Annotated in this window: 24 protein-coding genes; 14 read left to right on the top strand and 10 right to left on the bottom strand. The window is 69.2% G+C overall.

The window, feature by feature from the left end; all coding sequences use genetic code 11:
* The 10 genes from V7D28_RS02375 to V7D28_RS02330 form a co-directional block, all read left to right on the top strand.
* Positions 1 to 177, top strand: a 177-nt coding sequence (locus V7D28_RS02375) for an SPOR domain-containing protein (protein ID WP_333585753.1), incomplete at its 5' end; no start/stop codon positions are given.
* A gap of 45 nt (positions 178 to 222) precedes the next feature.
* Positions 223 to 864, top strand: coding sequence for a dTMP kinase (gene tmk / locus V7D28_RS02370; protein ID WP_333585751.1), 642 nt, complete (start codon positions 223 to 225; stop codon positions 862 to 864).
* A complete protein-coding gene (locus V7D28_RS02365) occupies positions 857 to 1,858 on the top strand; it encodes a DNA polymerase III subunit delta' (protein ID WP_333585750.1) in 1,002 nt (333 codons plus the stop codon). Before tmk ends, V7D28_RS02365 begins: the two co-directional genes overlap by 8 nt.
* A 24-nt stretch (positions 1,859 to 1,882) precedes the next feature.
* Positions 1,883 to 2,659, top strand: coding sequence for a TatD family hydrolase (locus V7D28_RS02360; protein WP_333585749.1), 777 nt, complete (start codon positions 1,883 to 1,885; stop codon positions 2,657 to 2,659).
* Complete coding sequence (locus V7D28_RS02355; protein WP_333585748.1) at positions 2,656 to 3,498, top strand: MBL fold metallo-hydrolase; 843 nt, start codon at positions 2,656 to 2,658, stop codon at positions 3,496 to 3,498. Before V7D28_RS02360 ends, V7D28_RS02355 begins: the two co-directional genes overlap by 4 nt.
* A complete protein-coding gene (locus V7D28_RS02350; RefSeq protein WP_333585747.1) occupies positions 3,491 to 4,087 on the top strand; it encodes a formyltransferase family protein in 597 nt (198 codons plus the stop codon). The genes V7D28_RS02355 and V7D28_RS02350 overlap by 8 nt, the downstream gene beginning before the upstream one ends.
* A 157-nt stretch (positions 4,088 to 4,244) precedes the next feature.
* Positions 4,245 to 4,553, top strand: a complete 309-nt coding sequence (locus tag V7D28_RS02345) for a hypothetical protein (protein WP_333585746.1) — start codon at positions 4,245 to 4,247, stop codon at positions 4,551 to 4,553.
* Between the two features lie 99 nt (positions 4,554 to 4,652).
* Positions 4,653 to 5,339: a hypothetical protein gene (locus tag V7D28_RS02340; RefSeq protein WP_333585745.1), complete on the top strand. Its 687-nt coding sequence runs from the start codon at positions 4,653 to 4,655 to the stop codon at positions 5,337 to 5,339.
* Positions 5,326 to 6,570 (top strand): M48 family metalloprotease, encoded by a 1,245-nt coding sequence (locus V7D28_RS02335; RefSeq protein WP_333585744.1) that lies wholly within the window; start codon positions 5,326 to 5,328, stop codon positions 6,568 to 6,570. Before V7D28_RS02340 ends, V7D28_RS02335 begins: the two co-directional genes overlap by 14 nt.
* A 10-nt stretch (positions 6,571 to 6,580) precedes the next feature.
* Positions 6,581 to 7,171: a hypothetical protein gene (locus V7D28_RS02330; protein WP_333585743.1), complete on the top strand. Its 591-nt coding sequence runs from the start codon at positions 6,581 to 6,583 to the stop codon at positions 7,169 to 7,171.
* Positions 7,172 to 7,303: 132 nt separating this feature from the next.
* Here the strand turns inward: V7D28_RS02330 and V7D28_RS02325 are convergent, their stop codons facing one another.
* Positions 7,304 to 8,629, bottom strand: coding sequence for an oxygenase MpaB family protein (locus V7D28_RS02325; protein ID WP_333585742.1), 1,326 nt, complete (start codon positions 8,627 to 8,629; stop codon positions 7,304 to 7,306).
* 231 nt (positions 8,630 to 8,860) lie between these two features.
* Positions 8,861 to 9,139 (bottom strand): HU family DNA-binding protein, encoded by a 279-nt coding sequence (locus V7D28_RS02320; RefSeq protein WP_333585741.1) that lies wholly within the window; start codon positions 9,137 to 9,139, stop codon positions 8,861 to 8,863.
* A gap of 206 nt (positions 9,140 to 9,345) precedes the next feature.
* On the opposite strand from V7D28_RS02320, the gene V7D28_RS02315 reads away from it, so the two are divergent.
* The 3 genes from V7D28_RS02315 to mazG all read left to right on the top strand — a co-directional run bounded on the left by V7D28_RS02315 (position 9,346) and on the right by mazG (position 11,581).
* Positions 9,346 to 10,116: an LOG family protein gene (locus V7D28_RS02315; RefSeq protein WP_333585740.1), complete on the top strand. Its 771-nt coding sequence runs from the start codon at positions 9,346 to 9,348 to the stop codon at positions 10,114 to 10,116.
* A 99-nt stretch (positions 10,117 to 10,215) separates the two neighbouring features.
* On the top strand, positions 10,216 to 10,725 hold the full coding sequence (locus V7D28_RS02310) for a hypothetical protein (protein WP_333585739.1): 510 nt from the start codon (positions 10,216 to 10,218) through the stop codon (positions 10,723 to 10,725).
* Between the two features lie 40 nt (positions 10,726 to 10,765).
* On the top strand, positions 10,766 to 11,581 hold the full coding sequence (gene mazG / locus V7D28_RS02305; RefSeq protein ID WP_333585738.1) for a nucleoside triphosphate pyrophosphohydrolase: 816 nt from the start codon (positions 10,766 to 10,768) through the stop codon (positions 11,579 to 11,581).
* On the opposite strand, the gene V7D28_RS02300 is transcribed toward mazG, so the two are convergent.
* From V7D28_RS02300 to V7D28_RS02280, 5 genes are all read right to left on the bottom strand, one after another.
* Positions 11,573 to 12,925 (bottom strand): deoxyribodipyrimidine photo-lyase, encoded by a 1,353-nt coding sequence (locus V7D28_RS02300; protein ID WP_333585737.1) that lies wholly within the window; start codon positions 12,923 to 12,925, stop codon positions 11,573 to 11,575. The two genes, mazG and V7D28_RS02300, sit on opposite strands and share 9 nt — an antisense overlap.
* A 41-nt stretch (positions 12,926 to 12,966) precedes the next feature.
* On the bottom strand, positions 12,967 to 13,347 hold the full coding sequence (locus V7D28_RS02295; RefSeq protein ID WP_333585736.1) for a YdbL family protein: 381 nt from the start codon (positions 13,345 to 13,347) through the stop codon (positions 12,967 to 12,969).
* A gap of 11 nt (positions 13,348 to 13,358) precedes the next feature.
* Positions 13,359 to 13,556: a YnbE family lipoprotein gene (locus tag V7D28_RS02290; RefSeq protein WP_333585735.1), complete on the bottom strand. Its 198-nt coding sequence runs from the start codon at positions 13,554 to 13,556 to the stop codon at positions 13,359 to 13,361.
* A gap of 49 nt (positions 13,557 to 13,605) precedes the next feature.
* The gene (locus tag V7D28_RS02285) at positions 13,606 to 16,593 is read right to left on the bottom strand and encodes an intermembrane phospholipid transport protein YdbH family protein (protein ID WP_333585734.1); all 2,988 of its coding nucleotides are present in this window, start codon (positions 16,591 to 16,593) and stop codon (positions 13,606 to 13,608) included.
* A gap of 180 nt (positions 16,594 to 16,773) precedes the next feature.
* A complete protein-coding gene (locus V7D28_RS02280; RefSeq protein ID WP_333585733.1) occupies positions 16,774 to 18,225 on the bottom strand; it encodes an MFS transporter in 1,452 nt (483 codons plus the stop codon).
* A 92-nt stretch (positions 18,226 to 18,317) separates the two neighbouring features.
* On the opposite strand from V7D28_RS02280, the gene V7D28_RS02275 reads away from it, so the two are divergent.
* Positions 18,318 to 18,551 (top strand): sulfurtransferase TusA family protein, encoded by a 234-nt coding sequence (locus V7D28_RS02275; RefSeq protein WP_333585732.1) that lies wholly within the window; start codon positions 18,318 to 18,320, stop codon positions 18,549 to 18,551.
* Here the strand turns inward: V7D28_RS02275 and V7D28_RS02270 are convergent.
* From V7D28_RS02270 to V7D28_RS02260, 3 genes are all read right to left on the bottom strand, one after another.
* The gene (locus V7D28_RS02270) at positions 18,523 to 19,449 is read right to left on the bottom strand and encodes a YihY/virulence factor BrkB family protein (protein ID WP_333585731.1); all 927 of its coding nucleotides are present in this window, start codon (positions 19,447 to 19,449) and stop codon (positions 18,523 to 18,525) included. The two genes, V7D28_RS02275 and V7D28_RS02270, sit on opposite strands and share 29 nt — an antisense overlap.
* Before the next feature lie 257 nt (positions 19,450 to 19,706).
* The gene (locus V7D28_RS02265) at positions 19,707 to 20,846 is read right to left on the bottom strand and encodes a CaiB/BaiF CoA transferase family protein (RefSeq protein WP_333585730.1); all 1,140 of its coding nucleotides are present in this window, start codon (positions 20,844 to 20,846) and stop codon (positions 19,707 to 19,709) included.
* 85 nt (positions 20,847 to 20,931) lie between these two features.
* On the bottom strand, positions 20,932 to 21,705 hold the full coding sequence (locus tag V7D28_RS02260; protein WP_333585729.1) for an SDR family NAD(P)-dependent oxidoreductase: 774 nt from the start codon (positions 21,703 to 21,705) through the stop codon (positions 20,932 to 20,934).
* Between the last annotated feature and the right edge of the window lie 144 nt (positions 21,706 to 21,849).

Raw genomic sequence — 21,849 nt, 5'->3', positions numbered from 1 at the left:
GCTGAGCGCGCCGTCATGCGCCTGTCTCATGCCGGCCAGGCCATGATCGAACCCACCGAGGGCGGCCTCTATCGCGTTGTGCTGGACGCCGGTTCCGACGAGGGCCTGGCCTGGCAGGTGCGCGAGCAGGTGGCGCAGGCCGGCTTCTTCGACGCCCGGGTGATCCACCCCTATTGAGCGTGAAGCCCTGGACTTCGCGGGCGAAGCGGACAATTTGGAGCCGTGCGCAGAGGCCGGTTCATCACATTCGAGGGCGGGGAAGGGGGCGGCAAGTCCACCCAGCTCAAGCTGCTGGCCGAACGCCTTCGGGGCCTGGGCCTGGAGTTGGTGACCACCCGAGAACCCGGGGGTTCGCCCGGCGCCGAGGCGGTGCGCGACCTGCTGGTCCAGGGCGCCGCCGATCGGTGGTCGCCGCTCACCGAAACCCTGCTGATGTACGCCGCGCGGCGCGACCATCTGGAGCGGGTGATCACGCCGGCGCTGGAGCGGGGCGCCTGGGTCCTGTGCGACCGCTTCGCCGATTCCACGCGGGCCTATCAGGGCGCCGCCGGCGGCGCGCCGGCCGAGCTGATCGCGACCCTGGAACGGCATGTGGTCGCCGACCATTGGCCGGACCTGACCCTCGTCCTGGACCTGCCGGCCGAGACCGGCCTGGAACGGGCGGCGGCGAGGGCGGGGCTGGAGACCCGTTTTGAATCCAAGGGCGCGGCGTTCCATGCCCGCCTGCGCCAGGCCTTCCTCGACATCGCCCGGGCCGAGCCTGACCGGTGCGTGGTGGTGGACGCCGCCCGCCCCCTGGAGGCGGTGAGCCAGGCCGTCTGGGACGGCGTGGTCGCCCGGCTGGAGCCGCCCGGCCATGGCTGAGGCTGCGCCGCCCCATCCCCGCGAGGTCTTCGATCTGGAGGGCCACGCCGAGGCGGAGGCCGGCTTTGAGGCCGCGCGCGCCCGGGGCCGACTGCACCACGCCTGGCTGCTGGCCGGGCCCGAAGGGGTGGGCAAGGCGACCTTCGCCTATCGCGCCGCCCGACGGCTGCTGGGCGCGCCCGCCGTCGAAGGGGCGTACCCCCTGACCTCTGACCCGGACCACCCGGTCAGCCGGCAGGTCACCGCCCGCTCCCATCCCGACCTGCTGGTGATCGAGCGGCTGGGCGAGGACGGCAAGATGCGCAAGTCCATTCCCGTGGATGAGGCGCGCAAGCTGTCGGACTTCTTTTCCAAGTCGCCGGCCTCGGCGCCGCACCGGGTGGCGATCATCGATCCGGCCGACGATCTGAACGTCAACGCCGCCAATGCGGTGCTGAAGACACTGGAGGAGCCGCCGCCGCGGGGGGTGATCTTCCTGGTCGCCCATGCGCCGGGGCGGCTGCTGCCGACCATCCGCTCGCGCTGCCGGCGGCTCGTGTTCCGCCCCATGGGACTCGAGGCCACCGCCGCCTTCCTGCGCGCACGAACCTCGCTCAATGTCGAGGACAGCCTGCGCCTGGCGCGGATGTCGGGCGAGGCGCCCGGCCGCGCCCTGACGCTCGCCGCAGGCCCCGCCATCGCCCTGGACGATGCGGCCCGCGACATCCTGGCGCGCCTGCCGGACCTGGATGAAGGCGCGGCCCTGGGGCTCGCCGACCGCTTTCGGGGCGGGGAGGGCGGCGCCAACTTCGCCCTCTTCGTGGAGCGGCTCAGCGATCGCCTGCACAGGCTGGTGGCCGAGCGCGCCGCCGCCGGGATCGGCGGCCTTGATCCCTGGGCCCAGGCATGGGAGAGGCTGAACGCCCTGCCGCGGGAGGTGGACGGTCTCAATCTCGACCGGGCCGACGCCCTGTTCTCGGCGCTTCGAGACCTGCGCTTCGCCGCCCGCGCCTGACCCCGGACCGTTCGCCGCCCCGCCATGCTCATCGACAGCCACGTCAATCTGCACGCCCCTCAGTTCGATGAGGACCGGGACGAGGTGATCGCGCGCGCCCGGGCCGCGGGCATCGCCCTGATGGTCAATATCAGCGACAAGGTGTCGGGTTTCGCCGCGGTGCGCGCGGTGGCCGAGGCGCCTGACATCTGGTGCACGGTGGGCACCCACCCGCATGAGGCCAAGGAAGATCCGGACCTGTCGCCCCAGACCCTGATCGACCTGGCCGCCGACCCCAAGGTGGTCGGCATCGGCGAGACGGGGCTCGACTTCCACTACGATCTCAGTCCGCGGGACATCCAGGCGAAGGTGTTTCGCGCCCATGTGGCGGCCGCCCGGCGGACGGGCCTGCCGCTGGTGGTCCACACCCGCGAGGCCGACGCGGTGATGGCCGACATCCTGGAGGATGAATACGCACAAGGCCCCTTCCGCATGCTCATGCACTGCTACACCAGCGGGGCGGAGCTGGCCCGCCGGGCCGCGGCGCTGGGCGCCTGGTTCTCGGTTTCGGGCATCGCCACCTTCAAGGCGGCCGAGGATGTGCGCGCCGTGATCGCCGATATGCCCGCCGAGCGGATCATCGTGGAGACCGACTGCCCCTATCTGGCGCCCGTGCCCCACCGGGGGCGTCGTAACGAGCCGGCCTTCCTCCCCCATGTGCTGGCCCGTCTGGCCGAGATTCGGGGCTGGACCCTGGCCGACGCCGAGGCGCGGACACAGGACGCCTTCTTCGACCTGTTCGACCGGATCCCCCGCCCGTGAGCGCGCTTGAGTTCACCATCCTAGGCAGCGGGTCATCGGGCGGCGTGCCCCGGGCGGACGGGGACTGGGGCGCCTGTAACCCCGCCGATCCGCGCAACCGGCGCAGCCGCTGCTCCCTGCTGGTCAGGCGGCCGACGGAGGGGAGGGCGGCCGACGCCTGGACCACCCTGCTGGTGGACACATCGCCGGACCTGCGACTTCAAACCGCAGGCGCCGGGGTTCAGCGCCTGGACGCGGTGTTGCTGACCCACGACCACGCCGACCAGACCCACGGCATCGATGACATCCGCGCCTTCTTCATTCGTCAGAGAGCGCGCATTCCCTGCCACATGGATGCGGCCACCTGGTCGACCATGGCGCTGCGGTTTGGCTACATCTTCGAGCCGGTGGGCGGCTATCCGGCCATCTGCGACCATCGGCCGCTGCCCCCGCTGGGCGAGAAGTTCGAGATCGACGGCCCCTCAGGCGTCATCCCCGTGACCACCTTCGACCAGGACCATGGCGGCGTCCGCTCCGTGGGTTACCGGTTCGGGGACGTGGCCTATTCCAGCGATGTCGTGGACCTGCCGGAGGGGGCCTTCGCGGCCCTGGAGGGCCTGTCGGTCTGGGTCGTGGACGCCCTGCGATGGCGTCCCCACCCCACCCATGCCCATGTGGATCTGGCCCTGTCCTGGATCGAGCGGGTGCGCCCGAAGCGCGCGATCCTGACCAATCTTCACATCGACCTCGACTATGAAGACCTGGCGGCGCGCTTGCCTGCGGGCGTGGAGCCGGCCTTTGACGGCCTTCGATTCAACGCCAAGCTTGAGCCGCAAGACCTGAATTACTCCAATGCTTAAGCTCGCTTTCCTGGCATCCCGAAATGGGAGCAGCATGCGCGCGGTGCTGCAGGCCATCGCCGAGGGAGAGCTGGCGGCGGAGGCTCGGCTGGCGGTCAGCAACAACCGGGCCGCTCCCGCCCTGGAGGCGGCCGCGGCCGCAGGCGTGGCGACGGCCTGGATCCCGACCCGCGACGATCCCGCCGCCGCCGACATGGCCCTGGCCCAGGCTCTGCGCGACAGCGGCGCAGACCTCGTCATCTTGTCGGGGTACCTGCGCAAGCTCGGCCCGGAGGTGCTGAGGGCCTTTCAGGGACGCATTCTCAATATCCACCCGGGCCCCCTGCCGCAGTTCGGCGGGGAGGGGATGTACGGCCGGCGGGTGCACGAGGCGGTTATCGCGTCCGGCGCGCGGGAAAGCGCGGCCGTGATCCACCTCGTCGACGGCGACTATGATCACGGCCCGGAGGTCGCCCGCCTGAGCGCGCCTGTCCTGGAAACCGATACCCCAGAAAGCCTCGAGGCGAGGATTACGGCGCTGGAGCCGGGCTTCTTCGTGAGGACGCTCAAGGAGATCGTCTCCGGTCAGCGGCGGCTGCCTGAGGCGTAAGGTCTCACCGAACGGGATTCACCCGGCCTTAAGCGCCTTCAGCGCAAGTTTCACCGACTCAGGGGAGCGATTCATGACTGCGTTGGCCGCACAGATTCTAGACCGTGTCCGTATCAGCCCGGCCAAAGCTTTGAATCTACTTGCGGGCGAAATCGCCATGGCCTGCAACGCATCGCAGCATCTGGACGACACGCTGGGCCAGCTGCTCGATCTGATCAGCCCCGAAGAGCGGCTGCGGATCATGCCGGACCTGCACCGGATCGACATGCTGAACCAGCATCTCACGGCCCTGGCCAACTTCGCCCGCGACCTGGGTCTTCAGGCCAGCGAGGAAGAAGCTGTCGATCTGACCTCGGCCCTCAGCCACATCACCCTGGGCGATGTGGTCAAACGCATCCAGGGCGCGGCCACCGGCGAGGACATGGGGCCGTTCCACGAAGACGACGGCGACCTGGACCTGTTCTGAGCCGGCTGGCGGGCGGCGATCGTCAAATCCCGCAAGCTTCGCCTTGCGGGCGGAATTGTGCGTGCTACAACCCCGAGGTGCGTTGATCTGGGGGGATAGATGCGCCGACTGTTCGCCGTGGCCACGGCCTGTCTTCTGCTGGCCGCCTGCACCACCACAAATACGAAACTGGCGACCGAGGCGGGCATAAAGCCCCCGCCGGGCGCGCGCGTGCTTCTGCTGCAACCCGATGTGCAGCTGGGCATGCTCACCGCGGGGGGCGTCACCGAGCCCCGGGCCGACTGGAGCCAGGCGGCCCAGAGCAATCTCGCCGCCCAGCTTGAAGCCCAGCTCGGCGCCCGGTCTCACACGCTCAAGGTGCTTGATCCCGAGGTCGCCATGGACGGCCGCCAGGGGCAGTTGCTCCGGCTTCACGAGGCGGTCGGCCAGTCTATTTTGAACTTCAGCTACGGCCCTCAGAAGCTGCCCACCAAGCGGGGGTTTGACTGGACGCTGGGTGACGGGGTTCAGACGCTCGCGGTCGAGCACGAGGCCGACTACGCCTTGTTCGTTCGCGGGCAGGGGACCTATGCCAGCTCCGGCCGGATGGCGACGGCGGTAGGCATGAGCCTGCTGGGGGTTTCGGTGCCGTTGGGACAGCAACAGATCTTCGCCTCCCTGGTCGATCTTCGGACGGGAAAGATCGTGTGGTTCAATGTCGCGGTCGCCGGACCCCAGGCCGACATGCGCGAGCCGCCGGGGGCGGAATCTCTCACGACCTCGCTGCTGGCGAATGCGCCTCTCTGATATGACGCCGGCCCGCGGCGCGCGCATCTGCGCCATCGCCGTCACATTGGCGTTGACGGGCGCCCAGGCGTGGGCCCAGGCGCGTGCGCCTGGGCTGCGCCCTGCGGCGGAATCCGCCGAGGCCGGCCTTTGGGACATCATGGACAAGGCCGAGGCGCAGGCGCGCCGCTCGGCGGAGATCAATTCCGATCCCGCCTTGAACGACTATGTGCGCAACCTGACCTGCAAGGTCGCGCAGGAATATTGTTCCGAGCTTCGCATTTACGTCATGGACCGGCCGTTCGCCAACGCCACCATGGCCCCCAATGGCTATGGCGAGGTGTGGTCGGGCCTGTTGCTCAGGGTGGAAAGCGAGGCTGAACTCGCCTTCGTGCTCGGGCACGAGGTGAGCCATTTCGCCGAGAACCACAGCGCTGAACAGTTGCAGGCCCGGAAGGTGCGCCAGAACCTGGTTCTCGCCGCCTCGGTGGGCGTGGCGGTGGTCGGTGTGTCCGCCGCGGCTGGCGCCACCACCTATGACGGCGCCCAGGCCATTCTCGATGCGACCGGAAACCTGATCGACGCCCTCTATCTGGGCGCGGTCGCCGCCCATTTCCGCTTCTCCCGCGAGAATGAGAGCGAGGCCGACCGGCTTGGTCTGGCGCGGATGGCCGCGGCGGGCTACCCGGCTGCGGCCGGACCCGCCATGTGGCGCAACACCATCGGTGAGAGCGCCTCGTCGGATTTCGAGCGCGTGCGCAAGCGCGACGCCCGTCTGGGGATTTTCGACAGCCACCCGCTTACCCAGGAGCGCGTGAAGCTGCTGGATGTGGAGGCGGCGCGCCTTGAGGTCACCGGGGCCGATGAGGGGAGGGAGCGCCTGCGTGCGGCGATCCGTCCTCATCTCGGACGTTGGCTGAAGGACGACCTGCGGCGGCGGGACTATGGCCAGACGCTGTTCCTGATTGACCGGCTGGCTCGGCCGGAAACTGATCTCGGCGTGCTCGAATTCTACCGCGGCGAAGCCTACCGCCTGCGACGCCATGCCGGCGACGAGGTGCTGGCCGAAGCGGCCTATGTGGCGGCCAGCGCTCACCCCGACGCGCCGGTGGCGCTCTGGCGCGAGCTGGGCGATCTGCGCAAGCGCCGCGGCGACGCCGCCGGGGCGAGATCAGCCTATGAAACCTACCTTCGTCTCGCGCCAGCGGCTGAAGACGCCTGGCTCGTTCAAGACGCCATGCAAGCCTCGTAAGGACTAAGCGATGACTGTTATACTGCGTCCCGTCTCGGCCGCCGTCGCCGCCAGCCTGCTCCTCGCCAGCTGCGCCAGCATCGCCAGCGTGCCCGCCGGCCCCGTATCGGTGGGGTCGGCCCAGGCCCAGCTGGGTCGGGAGTGGTCCGACATAACCCTCCTGACGCCCGACAGGTCCAAGAAGGTGAAGCTGCTCACGATCGATGGGCCGCTGCTGAACCGTCTGTACATCAGCGATGGCCTGGCGCCCGGAGACTATATTGTCCGGGCGAGCGCCAAAGAGCGGCCGACGCCCACTATTCGCAGCGGCATGTCGGCGAGCGAGCGCATGGAGTTCGTGGCCGACAGTCTGGCGGCCGGAGGGCTGCTGAGGGTTGAGACCTCAAGGCCGGCGCCAGCGACAATTGACGGACATGCCGGCGTCAGATTCGATATCAGCGCAAAGTCAGCAGAGGGCCTGGATATCGCCGGGGTCGCCGTGGCGGTTCAGGCTGGCGACAAGACCTATGTGGCCATCTTCGTCGCGCCGGCTGAGCATTATTTCGCCGCCTTGCTGCCAGAGGCCGAGCGTGTGTTCAGTTCGTTGAAGCTGAAATCCTGATCGCGCCGCCGGACGCGCCGCCCTGTGGGAAATTATGGCACGGCCGGACGTTCACGCTACAATTTCCGATAATGTATATTAGGCGATAAACCGATCCCGACGCAGATGCGCCGGCCGACTGGACCGCGATGGTCAGCGGGTCCCTGCCGCCTGAGGTTTGAGCGTGGGTCGGTACTGGCTGGCGTCGGTGGCGTACTCGGCGTGACCGTAGCGCTTGAGGAGTCGGTTCAGACGTTTCACCAACAGCTTGTCAGCCGGCTTCGCCAGCCGTGGCGTGCGGACGGCGTGCTTGAAGACGGTGAGTTGCAGGCTCAGTCCGGCGAGCGCCAGGCCCGCCACCGCAAGGTCGGCGGGCGTCACGTCAATGCCCATGGCCCGGGCGGCTTCCTGATCTCCGCCCAGGAAGTGGCGCAGGAAGAAGACCTTGGCGAAACGGCGTTCCAGGTGGTTGTGGACCCGGTTGGCCAGCGACCGGTCCGGCGGCAGATAGGCGCTCAGCGTCGCGCGGATCAGCTCGCCGCAGATCTCGTCCACGAAGCCGTCGCGCAGGGTGCTGTTGCGGGCGGTCATCAACCGCACGATCCCCTGAGGCGTATCAGCCAGCAGGTCGGCCGGGAGGCCCAGCAGGAAGCAGCGGTAGCGGCTGAACTCCACCCTCGCCCGCTCGGTGGGATTGAATTCCGTCCGCCCTTCCCGCAGGACGCCGAAGGCCATGAGGAAGACCGGGATGAGCCCTGCGGGCATCTGGTCCACCTGCGGAATCGGCACGCCATAGACCCTGGCGTCCCACTGACCAGAGCGGATGGCGTTAAACCGCACCATGGCGTGCATCAGCCGCACCATGGCTGCGGCCTTGAACCCTGGCCCGAACCGCTCCAGCGCACCGGGCAGCACCGTGGTGGTGAAAAAGGCCGCGGTCTCGTTCACGCGCCGGGCGGCGGTCTCGTGGCCCAAGGTCCCGGTCAGCGCCATGGGCAGGGCCGAGTACTTGTTCAGGAATGTGGCCAGGAAGGCCCCGCGGATGGCGAAGGGCGCCAGATTGGCCATGGCGTTGCGCTCGAGCCGCGCCCCCTCGCCCACCAGATCCATGTCCAGCCAGTTGGGCCTGGCCTCCATGGCATGGATGAAGTCCGCCAGCTCGGGCGGCGCGTCCTGGACAGCGTCGATCCCGTGGTCGCAGGCCAGGGTGAGCTGGTCGATCAAGCCGCGGAAGCCGTATCGCGGCATCAGGGCGGCATAGGCGTCGGCGACGGCGTCGCCCAGCAGGGTGTAGGCGCGGACCGTCTCCAGGTCCTCCGGTTGCACTTCGACGCCCAGGGGGCGGCGGTCCTTGACGATGGCGTCGGCGGCATCGTCGGCGAACCGTTCAGGCATCCGGTCGAAATCGATCTGGCCATAGAGGGCCGGAAGGGCCCGGGCCTGCGCCCTCACCCGTTCCCAGACATTCGATTCGGCCATGGTGGTTTGCTTTCCGCAGGGCCGGCGTCGGCACGACGCCCCAGTGGAAAGATAGGTCGATGATCGCCCGGCCGCCAGAGCCGGCTCACGAGCGAGGGCTGGGGCGCTGCGTCTGGGAAGGGAGCGTGCAACCGGGCGCGGGGGCCGGCTGAGAGGTGGGAGGGGCGAGGCGGCCTCGCCCCCTCGCCCGCTCAACCTGGTCCGCCCGAATTCGGGCGGCCGTGAGGGCGATCAGCCGTTCACGGCGTCCTTGAGGGCCTTGGCCGGCTGGAAGGAGACCTTCTTGGAGGCGGCGATCTGCACCGCTTCGCCGGTCTGGGGGTTGCGGCCGGTGCGGGCGGGCTTGTTCTGGACCTTGAACTTGCCAAAGCCCGGGAGGGACACTTCCTCGCCCTTGATGGCGGCGTCGCGGATAGCGGCGAAAACGCCGTCCACGATCTGCTTGGCCTGAGCCTTGGTCAGCTTCTCGTCGGCCGCAGCCACGCGGTCAATGATGTCGGAGGTGTTCATGGATGGCTCCAGGTTGAGAATCGGCTTCCGACACTGCCAACAGCGCAGACGGGAGTCACGCGGCCAAATGGCTCTAAACCCCCGTTTCAAAGGGTTTTCTGCGCCGGTTTGGTGAATTTCCCGCTTACGCTGAAGCTTATCCGGGGCGAATGGGGTCATTCCGGCCCCGGTTGGACCCGCCGGCCGGTTTCCGGCAAGAAGAGATAATGACCGGTTCCCTCCCCCGCCCCGACTCAAATCTCAGCCAGATGGGCTCGCCGTCCTATCGTCTGGCCGCCCTCGATCAGGACTTCCTCTTGGCCGACTCCATGCGCGGCGTGCGCTTCCTTCTTGAATACGCCAAGGCCGAGGAGGCGCTGCGGAACTGGGGCGTTCTGTCCACCATCGTGGTGTTCGGCAGCGCCCGGGCGACGCCGGAAGGGCCGCCGCGCTCGGCGGGCTGGTACGAGGCGGCCCGCGCCTTCGGGCGGCTGGCCTCCGAACGGGGCGGCGCCCTGCTCGACAGTCTCGAGGGCCGGCGCAACGTGATCGCCACCGGCGGCGGCCCGGGCATCATGGAGGCGGCCAACCGCGGCGCGCACGAGGCCGGAGCGCCCTCCATCGGGTTCAACATCACCCTGCCCCACGAGCAGGAGCCGAACGCCTACTCCACGCCGGAGCTGACCTTCCGCTTTCACTATTTCGCCATGCGCAAGATGCATCTGGCCATGCGCGCCTCGGCCCTGGTCATCTTCCCGGGCGGGTTCGGCACCCTGGACGAGCTCTTTGAACTGCTGACCCTGCGCCAGACTCAGAAGAGCCCGCCCCTGCCGATCGCCCTGTTCGATCAGGACTACTGGCGCACGGTGATCAATTTCGACGCCCTGGCGGAGCACGGCATGATCGCGCGCGAGGACCTGGACCTGTTCGGTTTTGCTGAGACACCGGAGGAGATCTGGCGGGTTCTGGAGGAAAAAGGCCTCCATCTGGTGGATTGAGGCGGGCTGGTCTTGCCGCTAAGCCACCTTCATCCTGCTGCGCCACAGTCGCGCCAAGGTTCGGCCGCAACCTGCCGCGGATTTGATCGGAGGCTGTTCATGTCACGGCTCGCCCTCGTTCTACTGGCGTTGGGGTTGCTGGTCCTCGCGCGCCCCCTCCCCGCTCTCGCCGCCGTTCCGGGCGGCCCTGTGGTCCACGTGACCCTGGCGGAGTCGCTTCAGGCGAAGGCCGATGCGACCTATGGCCGGGCGGAGGTGGACCGTCTGGCCGAGGCCCTGCGGCGCGAGGTGGAGCGGGAGCTGGAGCGGGTGGGCGTCATGGCCGGCGGGCGTGTCGAGCTCATCCTCACCGATGCGCGGCCCAGCCGGCCCACCCTTCAGGAGCTGGGCGCCCGGCCGGGCCTGTCCTCGCGCAGTTTCGGGCTCGGCGGCGCGGCCATCGAAGGCGAGATGATCAGCTTTGACGGCAAGACCGTGCCGGTCTCCTTCAGCTGGTATGCTAATGACATCAACGACTCGCGGCGCCAGGCCGTCTGGGGCGACGCGGAGTGGGCGTTCGAGCGCTTCGCCCGTCGGCTCAGCCGGGGACAGTTCTACGCCCTCCGCTAGGACAGGCCGCGGGCGCCGTCGGGAGTGAACGAAGAGAGCCATGCCGCGTCCCGCCCCGCCGAGTGACCTGGACCCGCTGGAGCGGCTGTTGGCCATTATGGCGCGCCTGCGCGACCCCGTGGACGGTTGTCCCTGGGACCTGCAGCAGACCTTCGCCACCGTCGCGCCCTATACAGTGGAGGAAGCCTATGAGGTGGCCGACGCCATCGAGCGCGATGATCTGGCCGATCTGAAGGACGAGTTGGGCGATCTTCTGCTGCAGGTGGTGTTCCACGCCCGCATGGCCGAAGAGGCCGGCGCCTTCGACTTCGCCGACGTGGCTCGCGCCATCAACGACAAGATGGTCCGCCGCCATCCCCACGTCTTCGGCGAGACCACCTATGAGACCGTCGGCGCCCAGGGCGAGGCGTGGGAGGCCATCAAGGCGCAGGAGCGCCTCCGGAAGGGCCGGGCCGTCAGTCTCCTGGACGATGTGCCCACCGGCCTGCCCGCCCTGACCCGGGCCATGAAGCTCACCAAGCGCGCGGCGCGCGTGGGATTCGACTGGCCCGACATTTCCTTCGTGCTGGACAAGCTGCGGGAGGAGATCGGCGAGATGGAGGCCGAGATCGCCGCCGGCGATCGCGAAAAGCTCCGCGGCGAACTGGGCGATGTCTTCTTCGTCCTGGCCAATCTGGCGCGCAAGCTCGACATCGAACCCGAGGACGCCCTGCGGGCCACCAACGCCAAGTTCGTACGGCGTTTTCAGTTCATCGAGGCCGAGCTGGCCAAACTTGGCAAGACGCCCGATGACGCCGACCTGGCCGAGATGGACGCCCTGTGGGACGCCGCCAAGGTCGCGCTGGCCTCAGACTGAGGCTTCGGCGGCCGCCATCTGCTTCACCTGGGCCAGATAGGCCGGGGCGTCGAAGCTCTTGAACATGTTGGCGCCCATGGACCGGACCGTGCCGAACACCGGCTGGCTTGGCCACGGCCGGTCATGGAGCCCGAAGATCCAGCCGACATTGGCGTAGGAATTGGCATCCCGCCCGTCCAGCAGATAGCGGTTGTTGAGGGACAGCACCGTCTCGAACGCCGCCTCCGGCGTCGCCGACCACTGGAGGATCTTCTTGCCCCAGTACATGCGCATCCGATTGTGCATATAGCCGGTGGCGGTCATCTCCCGCATGGCCGCGTTCCAATAGTCGTCATGGGTGGCGGCCGCTTCCAGGGTGGCAGCGTCATAGAGGTGCGGCCGCGCATCGCTTCCATGGTCTGCGAGGGTGGCCCGCGCCCAGTCCGGCAGGCCCTCATAGCGGTCATAGGTGTCCGGCGCGTGCCAGGCGTGGTTGATCGCCAGTTCGCGCCGGATGATCAGCTCTTCCAGATAGGCCTTGCGCCCCTCCGAGCCCGCCGGGGCGGCGCCCCGCACCGCCGATGCGATCTCCATCGGCGAGATCTGGCCAAAGTGCAGATAGGGGCTGAGATGGGACACGGCGCCCGCCTCGGGCTTGCCGCGCAAGGCGCCATAGTCGGCCAGGGCGTGATTTACAAAGGCGTCCAGCCGCCGCCTCGCCTCCCCCTCGCCGCCTCGGAACCGGCGGACGGGCGGGACGCTCCAGTCCACGTCCAGGCGCTTCAGAGCCGCGAGCGGGTCGGACAGGTCAATGTCGCTGGCGAGATCGATCGCCGTGCGATTGGCCAGGGGCGCAGCGTCCAGCGGGACGAGATAGTCGTCCCACAGCCGCTCGATCTTCGGGCGGATGGTGCGCGCCGCATATTCATGTTTCTGGCTCACCGTCAGCAGGGGGACGACCACCTCGCCTTCCACGCGCACCAGGGGGCGGTCCAGGGCCTGGGCCAGACGCCTGCGCCACAGCCTTTGCAGACGCAGATAGCCCGCGTCGCACACCACCAGCCGGGCTTGGCGGGAAAGCTCCAGCGCCACCGCGTCAGGCTCGCCCTGGCGGATGACGAAGGTCGCGCCCCTGGCCTTCACGCCGCGGGCCACGTCGGCCAGCCCTTCCAGCATGAAGGCGTAGTGGCGCGCCGCGGCCTCGGGATAGGCGCAGGTCAGGCCGAACCCCACCACCAGCGGCAGCCCCAGCCGGTTGGCCTCGGCGACGGCGTGCTCCAGGGCCGGGTTGTGCTCAGTCCGCTGGGCCGACTGCATCCAATAGAGGACGTAGCGGCCGTCAGCCGCCTCCGGCGCCTCTTTCAAGGTCCGGATCCGAGACGACTGAACCCCCATGGCGGTCAGGGTTACTTCTGACGCCAGCCGCCGTCGGCGCCCTGGAAGTACTCCCCGGGCCGCAACCGCGCGGACACCACCTCTTCGTAGGCCGCCGCACCGGCCGCGGCCACGGAGACGCCGTTGCGGGCCGCAGCCTGGCGATAGAGGGCCGCGCGGCCGGCGTTGATCTCGGCGACAGCGGCCTCCAGGGCGGCGTCCGAGGCGGGTCGAACAAAGCCTAAGAATCCGTCGGCCTTTTCGCCCACCACGCCCTGGGCCTTGGCCGCGTCCACCAGGGCCTTGGCCTGGGCGGTCTGGGCCACAGCCGCGCCGGCGTGGACGCCGACCGTGACGACGCCGGCCGCGCCGAGGATGGCGGCGGCCAGGGCGATGAACTTCAGTCGAGTCATGAGCGCGACTCCTAGAACAGGTTGGGGTTCTGCTGGATCAGGGCGCGGACGTCTTCGTCCAGCCGCAGTCGCACATCGGCGTCCAGCTTGGCGTAGATGTTGATGGGGTCGACCTTCACCCGCACGGTGGGGGCGCAGGCGCCGAGGGTCGCGCCAAGCGCCGCCACGCCGAGCACGGCGCCGATCAACGGTCTTTGAGGGGGTGTCAAGCGCTTGGCTCCTCTGGTCTGCGGCGAAGGGGACGGGTCATGGTCGCCCCTAGTCTGGTTGTTCTGGCTGAACCGGGGCTGAACCTGTCTCGCCCCGGGCGCGGGAATAGTCCGCCAGGAGTTGATCGAGGTTGAGCGAGGTGTCCAGCGTCAAGTCCACCTCAGTGCCCGACGGCAGGGGGAGTTCCCGGTTCAGGAAGTCGCGGCGGATCAGCTCGCCGAGGGTCAGGCGGATTTCCTGTCGCTGCGGCGGCGCGTGACGCCCGCGCACGTGGAACAGCACCCCCAGCCGGCCGCCGGGCAGGCTGTTGACCTCGGCGTCGAGCAGATCGAAGGCGAGGTTCTCCATGGCTTGGTAGGCGAACTCCACGGCGGTATTGGTCTGTTCCACCGCCGCGCCGGCGCCCTCCGTGCGCGCGGCCCCGCCGGTGGCGTCCACCTGGGTGATGGCGTTGCGGCGGATGGACAGCCGCCCCGGGCCATCGGCGGCCAGCCGGCCCTCGACGAAGCGCACGCCCTCTGGCGACGCGATGAAGGGCAGCCGGCCGCTGACCTTGGCGCTCAGATCCACCCGATCGCCAAAGGGGCTCGCCTCGACGATATCGGAAAGTTCCACCCCTTCGAACACCAGTTCCCCGCGCCAGGCCTGGGTGCGGTCCAGCGGAATGGTGGTGGGCTCCAGCCGCACCGTCCCGTCCCCCAGCGTGAATGCGCCGCCCAGGATTTTCAGCCCCTGAGCGTCCAGTTCGAACTCCACCTGCGGTGAGGCCAGGGGGGCGAGGCTCTGGACGCTCATCGCGGTCAGGCGTTGGTTCGGCGCGCTCACCAGGGGGGTCAGGCTGTCGAACTGCACCGTGCCGGCCAGGCCGCGGACCTCGCCGGCGGGGCTCTTGAAGGTCAGGTCGAAGACGTCCAGCCGCCCGCCGCTGGACACCCCCTCGCCGGTCCAGTCGAACCGGCCCTGAAACTGGGCGGCGCCGCTGGCGGGAGAGCCGATGGCCTCGGCCAGGGGGGACAGGTCGTCGGGCTGGCGCCCAAACTCGTCGAACGTCAGCCGCCCGGTGTCGATCGCGACGCCGCCTGACCCCGTCGCGCCGTCATGCCGCAGGGCGACGACGCCGAGGGGCGCCTGATCCTGCAGAAGCTGCAGATCGGCTCGCCACTGGTCGGCGGCCAGTCGCGCCTGACCGGACAGATCGATCGGGTTGAACCGAGGGGATTCCGAAGCGTCCGTCACCTGGGCGGTCAGGCCGGAAAGCTGCAGGTCCAGCCCCTGGCGGCCCGCGCCCACGGACAGGCCGCCCGCCAGACGGCTCGCCCGCGCCTGAAGAAAAGGAACATCGGCCGAGGCGCCCGTCAGTCGCCCATCCAGCCGCCAGGCGCCGTCGGCAAAGGTGAAGGTGGGCGCGGGTCCGGGACACAACCGACCCTCAGCGTCGAGCACGCTGTTGTCTCCGGCCTCCAGCCTTGCGATCGAGACTGGCGCACAACCCCGGGCGCGATAGGTCAGGCGCCCCGAGCTGATGTTGAGGCCGCCAGAGGTGTCGACCTTCAGTCCCTGAAGGGGGCCGAGGTCGGTCGCCAGGATCAGGCGCGCGACGGCCTGCAGGCCGTCGCCCTGAAGGCTGTAGCGCTCGACCTCCAGCCGCGTCTCCGGCAGGCCGTCCCCGGCCAAGGTCAGGTGCAGAGCCCCCTGCCCGTCGCCGTAGATGGGCCGACCCTGCGGGGCGGTCAGGCGCATCGCCCCGCCCTTCGCACCGCGAACCAGCGCCCCGGTATTCCCCAGCGACAGGCGCGGGCCTTCGGCGCCGACGTCGAGACGAAGGTCCCTGGCGCTGAGCTCGAAGCCTCCGGCCAGTCGCTTGACGGCGGCGATGGCCTCCAGATCACCGGCGCCGACAGGTCCCAGTCCGGCCCACCGTCCCTGGGCGGCGATGTCCCCCTGAAGGGCGGCCGTGAGCCCGTTGTTCTGTGTCACCCGTCCCCGGGCGGTGATGACGGCCCGGTCCAGGCGCAGATCCTGGGCGGCCAACTCGGCGGCGTTGAGGCTCACCTCCACCTGACTTGCGATGTCTGCCCCCTGGGTCCAGGCGAGGTCCTGAGCGCGAAGGCTGGCGGTGAGCGGTCCGGTCGATCCCTGTTCGAACGTGGTTGCGCGGGCCTGGAGGGTCGCCCCGCCATCGCCGCTCAAGGACAGGCGAGACCAATCGCCGCTCAGCGCGCCGCGGAAGCCCCCCTGCAGGTCCACGTTCTCGGCGCCCAGGCCGCGGCCGTTCAGCTGTTCGGCCCTGAGATGGGCGGCCAGGGTCACAGGCCCCGCGCCAGGGGAGCCGTCCTTGTCCGGATAGGGAACCGCCGCGGCCAGGCTGAGCTCCCCGGCCTGGGTCTCGTAACCCGCCCATCGGCCGGCCTTGAGATTGGCCACCAGGGAGGCGGCGCTGCGTCCCTCACGGGTGATCAGGCCCAGGCGGGCGTCGGTGATCTCGACATCGAGACCCTCAGCATTGGGTGCGCGGAAACGCATCGGCGCCATGCGGCCTGACAGGTCGGTGAGCACCCCGTCGGCCATGCGGGCGTCCAGGGTGATCACCGCCTCGCCGCCGGGGTGGGAGAGCCGCAGCACGCCTTCGCGCACCAGAATCACCGGGGCTGCGGCGCCGGGTACAGACGGCCGTTCCCGGAACTCGGCGATCAGGGGATCGAGGGCGCCCAGGCTGAAGCCCGCCTCTCCGAAACTCGCCCGGACCGTGGGGTGGATGAGCCGCAGGCGGCGCACCTCGACCCCCAGCGCCCGGCCGGCCCAGGGGCCGGTGATCCGGTAGTCCACCTCCGCCCGTTCCGCCAGGATGATGGGATTGTCCCGTGGGCCGATCCGCAGGTCGCCCACCAAGCCTTGCAGGCCCAGGGTCTCAAACCGCGCTTCGGCCTCCACGCCCCGGCTCTGCAGCCAGCCCACCAGGGCCTCCCGCGCCAGGGCGCGCCGGGCCAGATAGGCCGTGGCCAGGGCCAGGATGATCACACTGACCAGAATCAGCACGATCCAACCCCGCCGGGCGATGCGCGCAGCGGCGCCTGTGGGGGGGGCGGTCTCAGGCGATGAGGACGATGGGGAGGTCACGATCAGGGCAAGCTTATAGGATCAAAACGGCAGGGTCGTCTCGCCCGTCGCCAGGCCCACGCCGCTGCGAGATTTTCCGCGGTGGAGGAGCCTCTCACCTCAAGGCACGTCGTCCGGCGCCAGGGACAGGGGCGGCGCCACCTCCTCCAGGGGGCGGCGTTCGGCGGCGATGCCCAGCTTCAGTTCGACCGCCGCCGCCAGCATCATCAGACCGCCGCCCAGCAGGTAGCCCCACAGGATCTGGCTGCGTTCGCCGGTGTCGATGAGGGCTCCGAAGAGGGCCGGCCCGCCCACCCCGCCGATCAGAGTCCCGAAGGCGTAGAACATGGAGATGGTGACCGCGCGGATTTCCAGGGGAAAGCTCTCGCCGATCGTGAGATAGGCGGCGCTCGCGCCGGCCGAGGCGAAGAAGAAGATCACCGTCCAGGCCGCGGTCTGGGCCTCCGCCGACAGGACGCCGATGCTGAACAGCCAGCCGGTGACGCACATGAGCGCGCCGGCCATGCCGTAGGTGAGGCTGATCATGGGCTTGCGACCCCAGCTGTCGAACAGGTGACCGAGCAGAAGCGGACCCATGAAGTTGCCCAGGGCGAAGGGCAGCATGAACCACCCGATACTGGCCGGAGCGATCCCGTAGAAACGGGTGAGGATCATGGCGTAGGTGAAGAAGATCGCATTGTAGCAGAAGGCCTGGGTGGCCATCAGCGTGACCCCCAGCACCGTCCGCCGCGGATGGCGACGCACCAGGGTGGTCAGGATCTCCCACCAGCTGGTGGTGGCGCGGCGCACCAGGCGCAGGCTTGGCAGCTCCACGGCAGGAACCAGGGGGCGACCGGTGTCGCGCTCAATGCGCGCCTCGATGGCCGAGATGATGGCTTCGGCCTCGGCCTCGCGCCCGTGGGTCATCAGCCAGCGCGGGCTCTCGGGCATGAACCGGCGGATATAGATGATGATCAGGGCCAGGGCGCCCCCGATGATGAAGGCCAGCCGCCAGGCCCATTCCGGATCGATGAAGGTGGCGTTGAGCAGGATGATGGAGCCCGTGGCCCCGAGCGCCGCGCCCAGCCAGAAGCTGCCATTGATCACCAGGTCGGTGAAGCCGCGCCGGCGGGCGGGGATCAGTTCCTGGATGGCGGAGTTCACCGCGCCATATTCGCCGCCGATGCCGGCTCCGGTGATGAACCGGAAGACCATGAAGGACCAGAAATCCCACGAGAATCCGGTGGCTATGGTGGCGCACATGTAGACGAAGACGGTGGCGGTGAAGAGCTTCTTGCGCCCGAACCGGTCCGTCAGCCGGCCGAAGAAAAGCGCCCCCAGCACCGCGCCCAGAATATAGGCGCTGCCGGTCAGCCCCATCTGGGTGGCGGTGAGGTTCAGGCCGTCTGAGCCGGAGATGGCCGGCGCCAGCGAGCCGACCAGGGTGACTTCCAGTCCATCCAGGATCCAGGTCACCCCAAGCGCTATGACCACCAGCCAATGGAACCGGCTCCAGGGCAACCGGTCCAGCCGGGCTGGAACATTGGTGGCGAACACGTCGGGACTGGCCATGGTCTCCCCTCCACTGGCGCGGCTTGCCCCTAACGCACGAAGACGGGATTGGCGCCGCTTCCGCGACGCGGGCGGTCGGCGTATGGGGAGGAATGGCCTCTGACGTGCTTCTGATCGACGCCCGCGGGCATCGTTGCCCGGTGCCCACCTTGCGCCTGCGTCGCGCCGTGGAAGCGGCGGCGCCCGGCGCCCGCCTGCGCCTGTTGGCGGATGATCCGCTGGCCCGGATCGACGTGCCCCACTTCGCCGCGGGGCAAGGCTGCGCGGTGCTGGCGGTGGAGGAGGACGGAGGCGTCCTCAGCTTCCTGGTCGAGAAGTCAGCCTAGGATTCTGCGGACGCAGGTCCCGCAGCAGGGCGATGCGTCGGCTCTCATCGATGCGAATCTCGATCTCGGTGGCCAGGGCGCCGCCGAAGAAGACGGCGTTGACGCTCCAGGACAGCCAGATCAGGAAGACCACCACGGCGGTGACCGAGCCATAGGTGGCGCCGAGGTGGGCGATCTGCTCCACATAGAAGGCGCTGGCCCAGGAGGCGAAGAGGCACAGCAGGGCCGCGAAAAAGCCCCCCACCAGCGCCGCGGGCCAGGCCACCTGCCGCCGGCACATGGCGAAGCGGTAGACCAGGCTCATGCCCAGGGTCAGACCCACACTGGCCCAGGTCCACTCGCTATAGAGCCACGACACGCCGGCCAGGGGCTTGAGGTCGAGGGTGGCTGACAGCAGGCGCAGACCCAGGAACAGGGACGAGACCAGACCCATCATCACGGCCGAAGCCAGCAGCACCACCAGCGCCAGCAGGTTGAACCCCACAAACCCCCGGGGGTCGGGTTCGTCGTGAATGAAGGAAAGGCCGGCCAGGAGCGCCTTGAATCCCCTGTGGGCGGCATAGGCGCCGATGACCAGGGCCACGCCGCTCTGGGCGGAGATGGCGTCCCGAGGCGCGCGGGCCAGACGTTCAAGCTCGCCCTGAAAAAGCCCCCTCGCCCCGTTGGGCATAAGGCGGGCCAGGGCTTCGGCCTGGAACTCCGCCTGGCCGGGGTCGGACAACAGGCTGTAGGCGCCGATCAGCAGCGCAAGCCCCGGGAAGATGGCCAGCATGATGAAGAAGGACGCGCCGCCCACATAGAGCATCACGTCCCGGCCCCACAGCCGCGCCAGCGCCCGACCCAGAGTCGCGAAGGCCAGACGCCCCGCTCGCACCGGGTCCCAATTGCGCAAGTCCACGCGGTCGAGCTCCTGGTGGATCGACATGCGGGAGGTTGACCAAGGAAATCGCCGAAAAGCAAGGCTTTGGAACGACTTGACGGCGCGCCTCCGGAAATTGCGGAGGCGCGCCGTCGATGGGCGTGTCTGCCATCGGGTCGGCGCCGCTTCGAGGGACGGGAGAGCGCGACGACCAACCTGGGGTCAATATGGCGGGGGCTCCGTGAACCCCCGCTGAACGGCGTTTGTCCTTCCCGTTCAGACTCTTATGGTGAAGCTCAGACGGCCTGCGACAGGGCGCCGGCGCCCCGCAGGCCTTCGATGTCCGAGGCCGAGAACCCCCAGTCGGTCAGCGCCGCCTCGTCATGGGCCCCGATGGCCGGAGGCGGCCCCTGGATGGCGCCAGGGGTTGCGGAAAATCTGGGCGCCGGCGCCGGCTGCATGACGCCGGAGACCTCGACGAAGGTCTGGCGGGCGGCGTTGTGCGGATGGCGGGGCGCCTCGTCCATGTCCAGCACTGGGGCGAAGCACACATCGGTGCCCCCCATGATCTCGGTCCACTCGTCCCGTGTCTTGGTGGCGATCACCTCGGCCAGCTTGGCGCGCAAACCCTCCCAGGACCCTCGGTCCATCTGCTGCTGGAAGGCCGGGTCTGTGATGCCGGTCTTCTCCAGCAAAAGGGCGTAGAACTGCGGCTCGATCGACCCGATCGACACCCAGCGGCCGTCCTTGCACTGGTAGGTGTCATAGAAGTGGGCGCCGCCGTCGAGCATGTTCTCCCGACGTCCGCCCGACCACATGCCCGAGGCCTTGAAGCCGTAGAACATGGCCATGAGCGAAGCCGCCCCGTCGCTCATCGCGCAGTCGATCACCTGACCTTGGCCGGTGGCCCGGGCATGGATCACCCCGGCCAGCAGGCCAAAGGCCAGATAGAGCGCGCCGCCGCCGAAATCCCCCACCAGATTGAGCGGCGGCACAGGCTTGTCGCGGGTCCCGATGGCCTCCAGGGCCCCGGTGATGGCGATGTAGTTCATGTCGTGGCCCGCGGCATGGGCATAGGGGCCGGTCTGGCCCCAGCCGGTCATGCGGCCATAGACCAGGGCGGGGTTGCGCTGCAGCGCCACGTCCGGCCCCAGGCCCAGGCGTTCCATCACCCCTGGACGGAAGCCCTCGAAGACCGCGTCGGCGCGCTCCATCAGGGTCAGGCAGGCCTCGATGGCCGCCGGCGACTTCAGGTCCATGCCCACCGAGCGCCGGCCGCGGGCGGTGACGTCAGCCGGCGAAGCGCGGCCCTTGCCCTTGCGGTCGATGCGGACCACGTCCGCGCCCAGGTCCGAAAGCAGCATGCCGCAGAAGGGGCCCGGCCCGATCCCGGCGAATTCGACGATCTTCAGTCCGCTCAGCGGTCCCTGGGCCATGTTGATCTCTCCCTGGTGTCGCGCCCGCCAGGCTCAGCGGGGCGCTCTTGTCTTCGCCCTCTGGTCTAGGAGCCCTGACGCCCCGTCAGCCAAGGGATTGCCCGTCATCGACAGTGATGAGGCTGCCGGTCAGCGCCCCGGCGCCGGGGCCGGCCAGGAGCAGAAGGGCGTCGTCCAGGGCCTGGGCGTCCATCAGCCGGCGGCGGGGAAAGGTCTTGATCTGCTTCTGGCCGCCTTCGGTGGCGAACCAGTCGCGGTTGATATCGGTCTCCACATAGCCGGGGCACAGGGCGTTCACCGCGATGTGGTGGCGCGCCCATTCCCGGGCCAGGGACCGGGTCATCATGCCTACGGCGGCCTTGGAGGCGTTGTAGGCCACCAGGCCCGGCAGCACGGTGTGGGCGGCGATGGAGGCGACATTGATGGTCCGGCCGCCGCCGCGGCTGGCGGCGTCGCTGTCGATCATCTGGCGGGCGGCCGCCTGAGCGCAGAAGAAGACCCCGCGCACATTGACGTCGAAGGCCTGGTCCCAGGCGTCCGGCGTCAGGTCGATCGCCCGCCCCTCCCCGCTCACCCCGGCGTTGTTCACCAGGATGTCGACGGGGCCGATCGCGGCGGCCGCCTCGGCGAAGACCGCGGTGATGGAGGCTGGGTCGCTCACGTCCAGGGCGCGGGCATGGGCCTCGGCCCCCGTGCGGCCAATGGCCGCTGCATAGGCCTCCACCTTGTCCAGCCGTCGGGCCGTCAGCACGACGCGAGCGCCTTGCCGGGCCAGGACCTCGGCGAAATGAGCGCCCAGTCCGCCCGATGCGCCGGTCACCAGGGCGGTCCTTCCCTCGAGGCGCCGTTCGTCAGCCATAGACCTCTCCTGTTCAGCGCCGTCGAAACCTTGATCCCTCGCCGGGGCGCCCGCGGCGGGATATCCTAACGGCGGCCGATTCCCGAAGGCGCCCGAGTGGGCGGCTCGCGGGAAAGACGGCTTGGTGAGTTGCCGACGAGGGTT

Origin of the sequence: Phenylobacterium sp., from assembly GCF_036723115.1 — a bacterium.
Lineage (GTDB): Bacteria > Pseudomonadota > Alphaproteobacteria > Caulobacterales > Caulobacteraceae > Phenylobacterium.
Note: the sequence above shows the minus strand (reverse complement) of the source record. Positions and strands in the feature narration are given on the sequence as shown.

What these genes read in the sequence shown, in the direction of transcription:
- V7D28_RS02335 (WP_333585744.1), top strand. Translation starts at nt 5,326, where the DNA reads ATGCGCCTCTCTGATATGACGCCGGCCCGCGGCGCGCGCATCTGCGCC.
- V7D28_RS02295 (WP_333585736.1), bottom strand. Translation starts at nt 13,347, where the DNA reads ATGACTCGACTGAAGTTCATCGCCCTGGCCGCCGCCATCCTCGGCGCG.
- V7D28_RS02350 (WP_333585747.1), top strand. Translation starts at nt 3,491, where the DNA reads ATGCTTAAGCTCGCTTTCCTGGCATCCCGAAATGGGAGCAGCATGCGC.
- V7D28_RS02260 (WP_333585729.1), bottom strand. Translation starts at nt 21,705, where the DNA reads ATGGCTGACGAACGGCGCCTCGAGGGAAGGACCGCCCTGGTGACCGGC.
- V7D28_RS02265 (WP_333585730.1), bottom strand. Translation starts at nt 20,846, where the DNA reads ATGGCCCAGGGACCGCTGAGCGGACTGAAGATCGTCGAATTCGCCGGG.
- V7D28_RS02320 (WP_333585741.1), bottom strand. Translation starts at nt 9,139, where the DNA reads ATGAACACCTCCGACATCATTGACCGCGTGGCTGCGGCCGACGAGAAG.
- V7D28_RS02280 (WP_333585733.1), bottom strand. Translation starts at nt 18,225, where the DNA reads ATGGCCAGTCCCGACGTGTTCGCCACCAATGTTCCAGCCCGGCTGGAC.
- V7D28_RS02275 (WP_333585732.1), top strand. Translation starts at nt 18,318, where the DNA reads ATGGCCTCTGACGTGCTTCTGATCGACGCCCGCGGGCATCGTTGCCCG.
- V7D28_RS02325 (WP_333585742.1), bottom strand. Translation starts at nt 8,629, where the DNA reads ATGGCCGAATCGAATGTCTGGGAACGGGTGAGGGCGCAGGCCCGGGCC.
- V7D28_RS02345 (WP_333585746.1), top strand. Translation starts at nt 4,245, where the DNA reads ATGGCCTGCAACGCATCGCAGCATCTGGACGACACGCTGGGCCAGCTG.
- V7D28_RS02310 (WP_333585739.1), top strand. Translation starts at nt 10,216, where the DNA reads ATGTCACGGCTCGCCCTCGTTCTACTGGCGTTGGGGTTGCTGGTCCTC.
- V7D28_RS02330 (WP_333585743.1), top strand. Translation starts at nt 6,581, where the DNA reads ATGACTGTTATACTGCGTCCCGTCTCGGCCGCCGTCGCCGCCAGCCTG.
- V7D28_RS02315 (WP_333585740.1), top strand. Translation starts at nt 9,346, where the DNA reads ATGACCGGTTCCCTCCCCCGCCCCGACTCAAATCTCAGCCAGATGGGC.
- V7D28_RS02365 (WP_333585750.1), top strand. Translation starts at nt 857, where the DNA reads ATGGCTGAGGCTGCGCCGCCCCATCCCCGCGAGGTCTTCGATCTGGAG.
- V7D28_RS02360 (WP_333585749.1), top strand. Translation starts at nt 1,883, where the DNA reads ATGCTCATCGACAGCCACGTCAATCTGCACGCCCCTCAGTTCGATGAG.
- V7D28_RS02340 (WP_333585745.1), top strand. Translation starts at nt 4,653, where the DNA reads ATGCGCCGACTGTTCGCCGTGGCCACGGCCTGTCTTCTGCTGGCCGCC.
- mazG (WP_333585738.1), top strand. Translation starts at nt 10,766, where the DNA reads ATGCCGCGTCCCGCCCCGCCGAGTGACCTGGACCCGCTGGAGCGGCTG.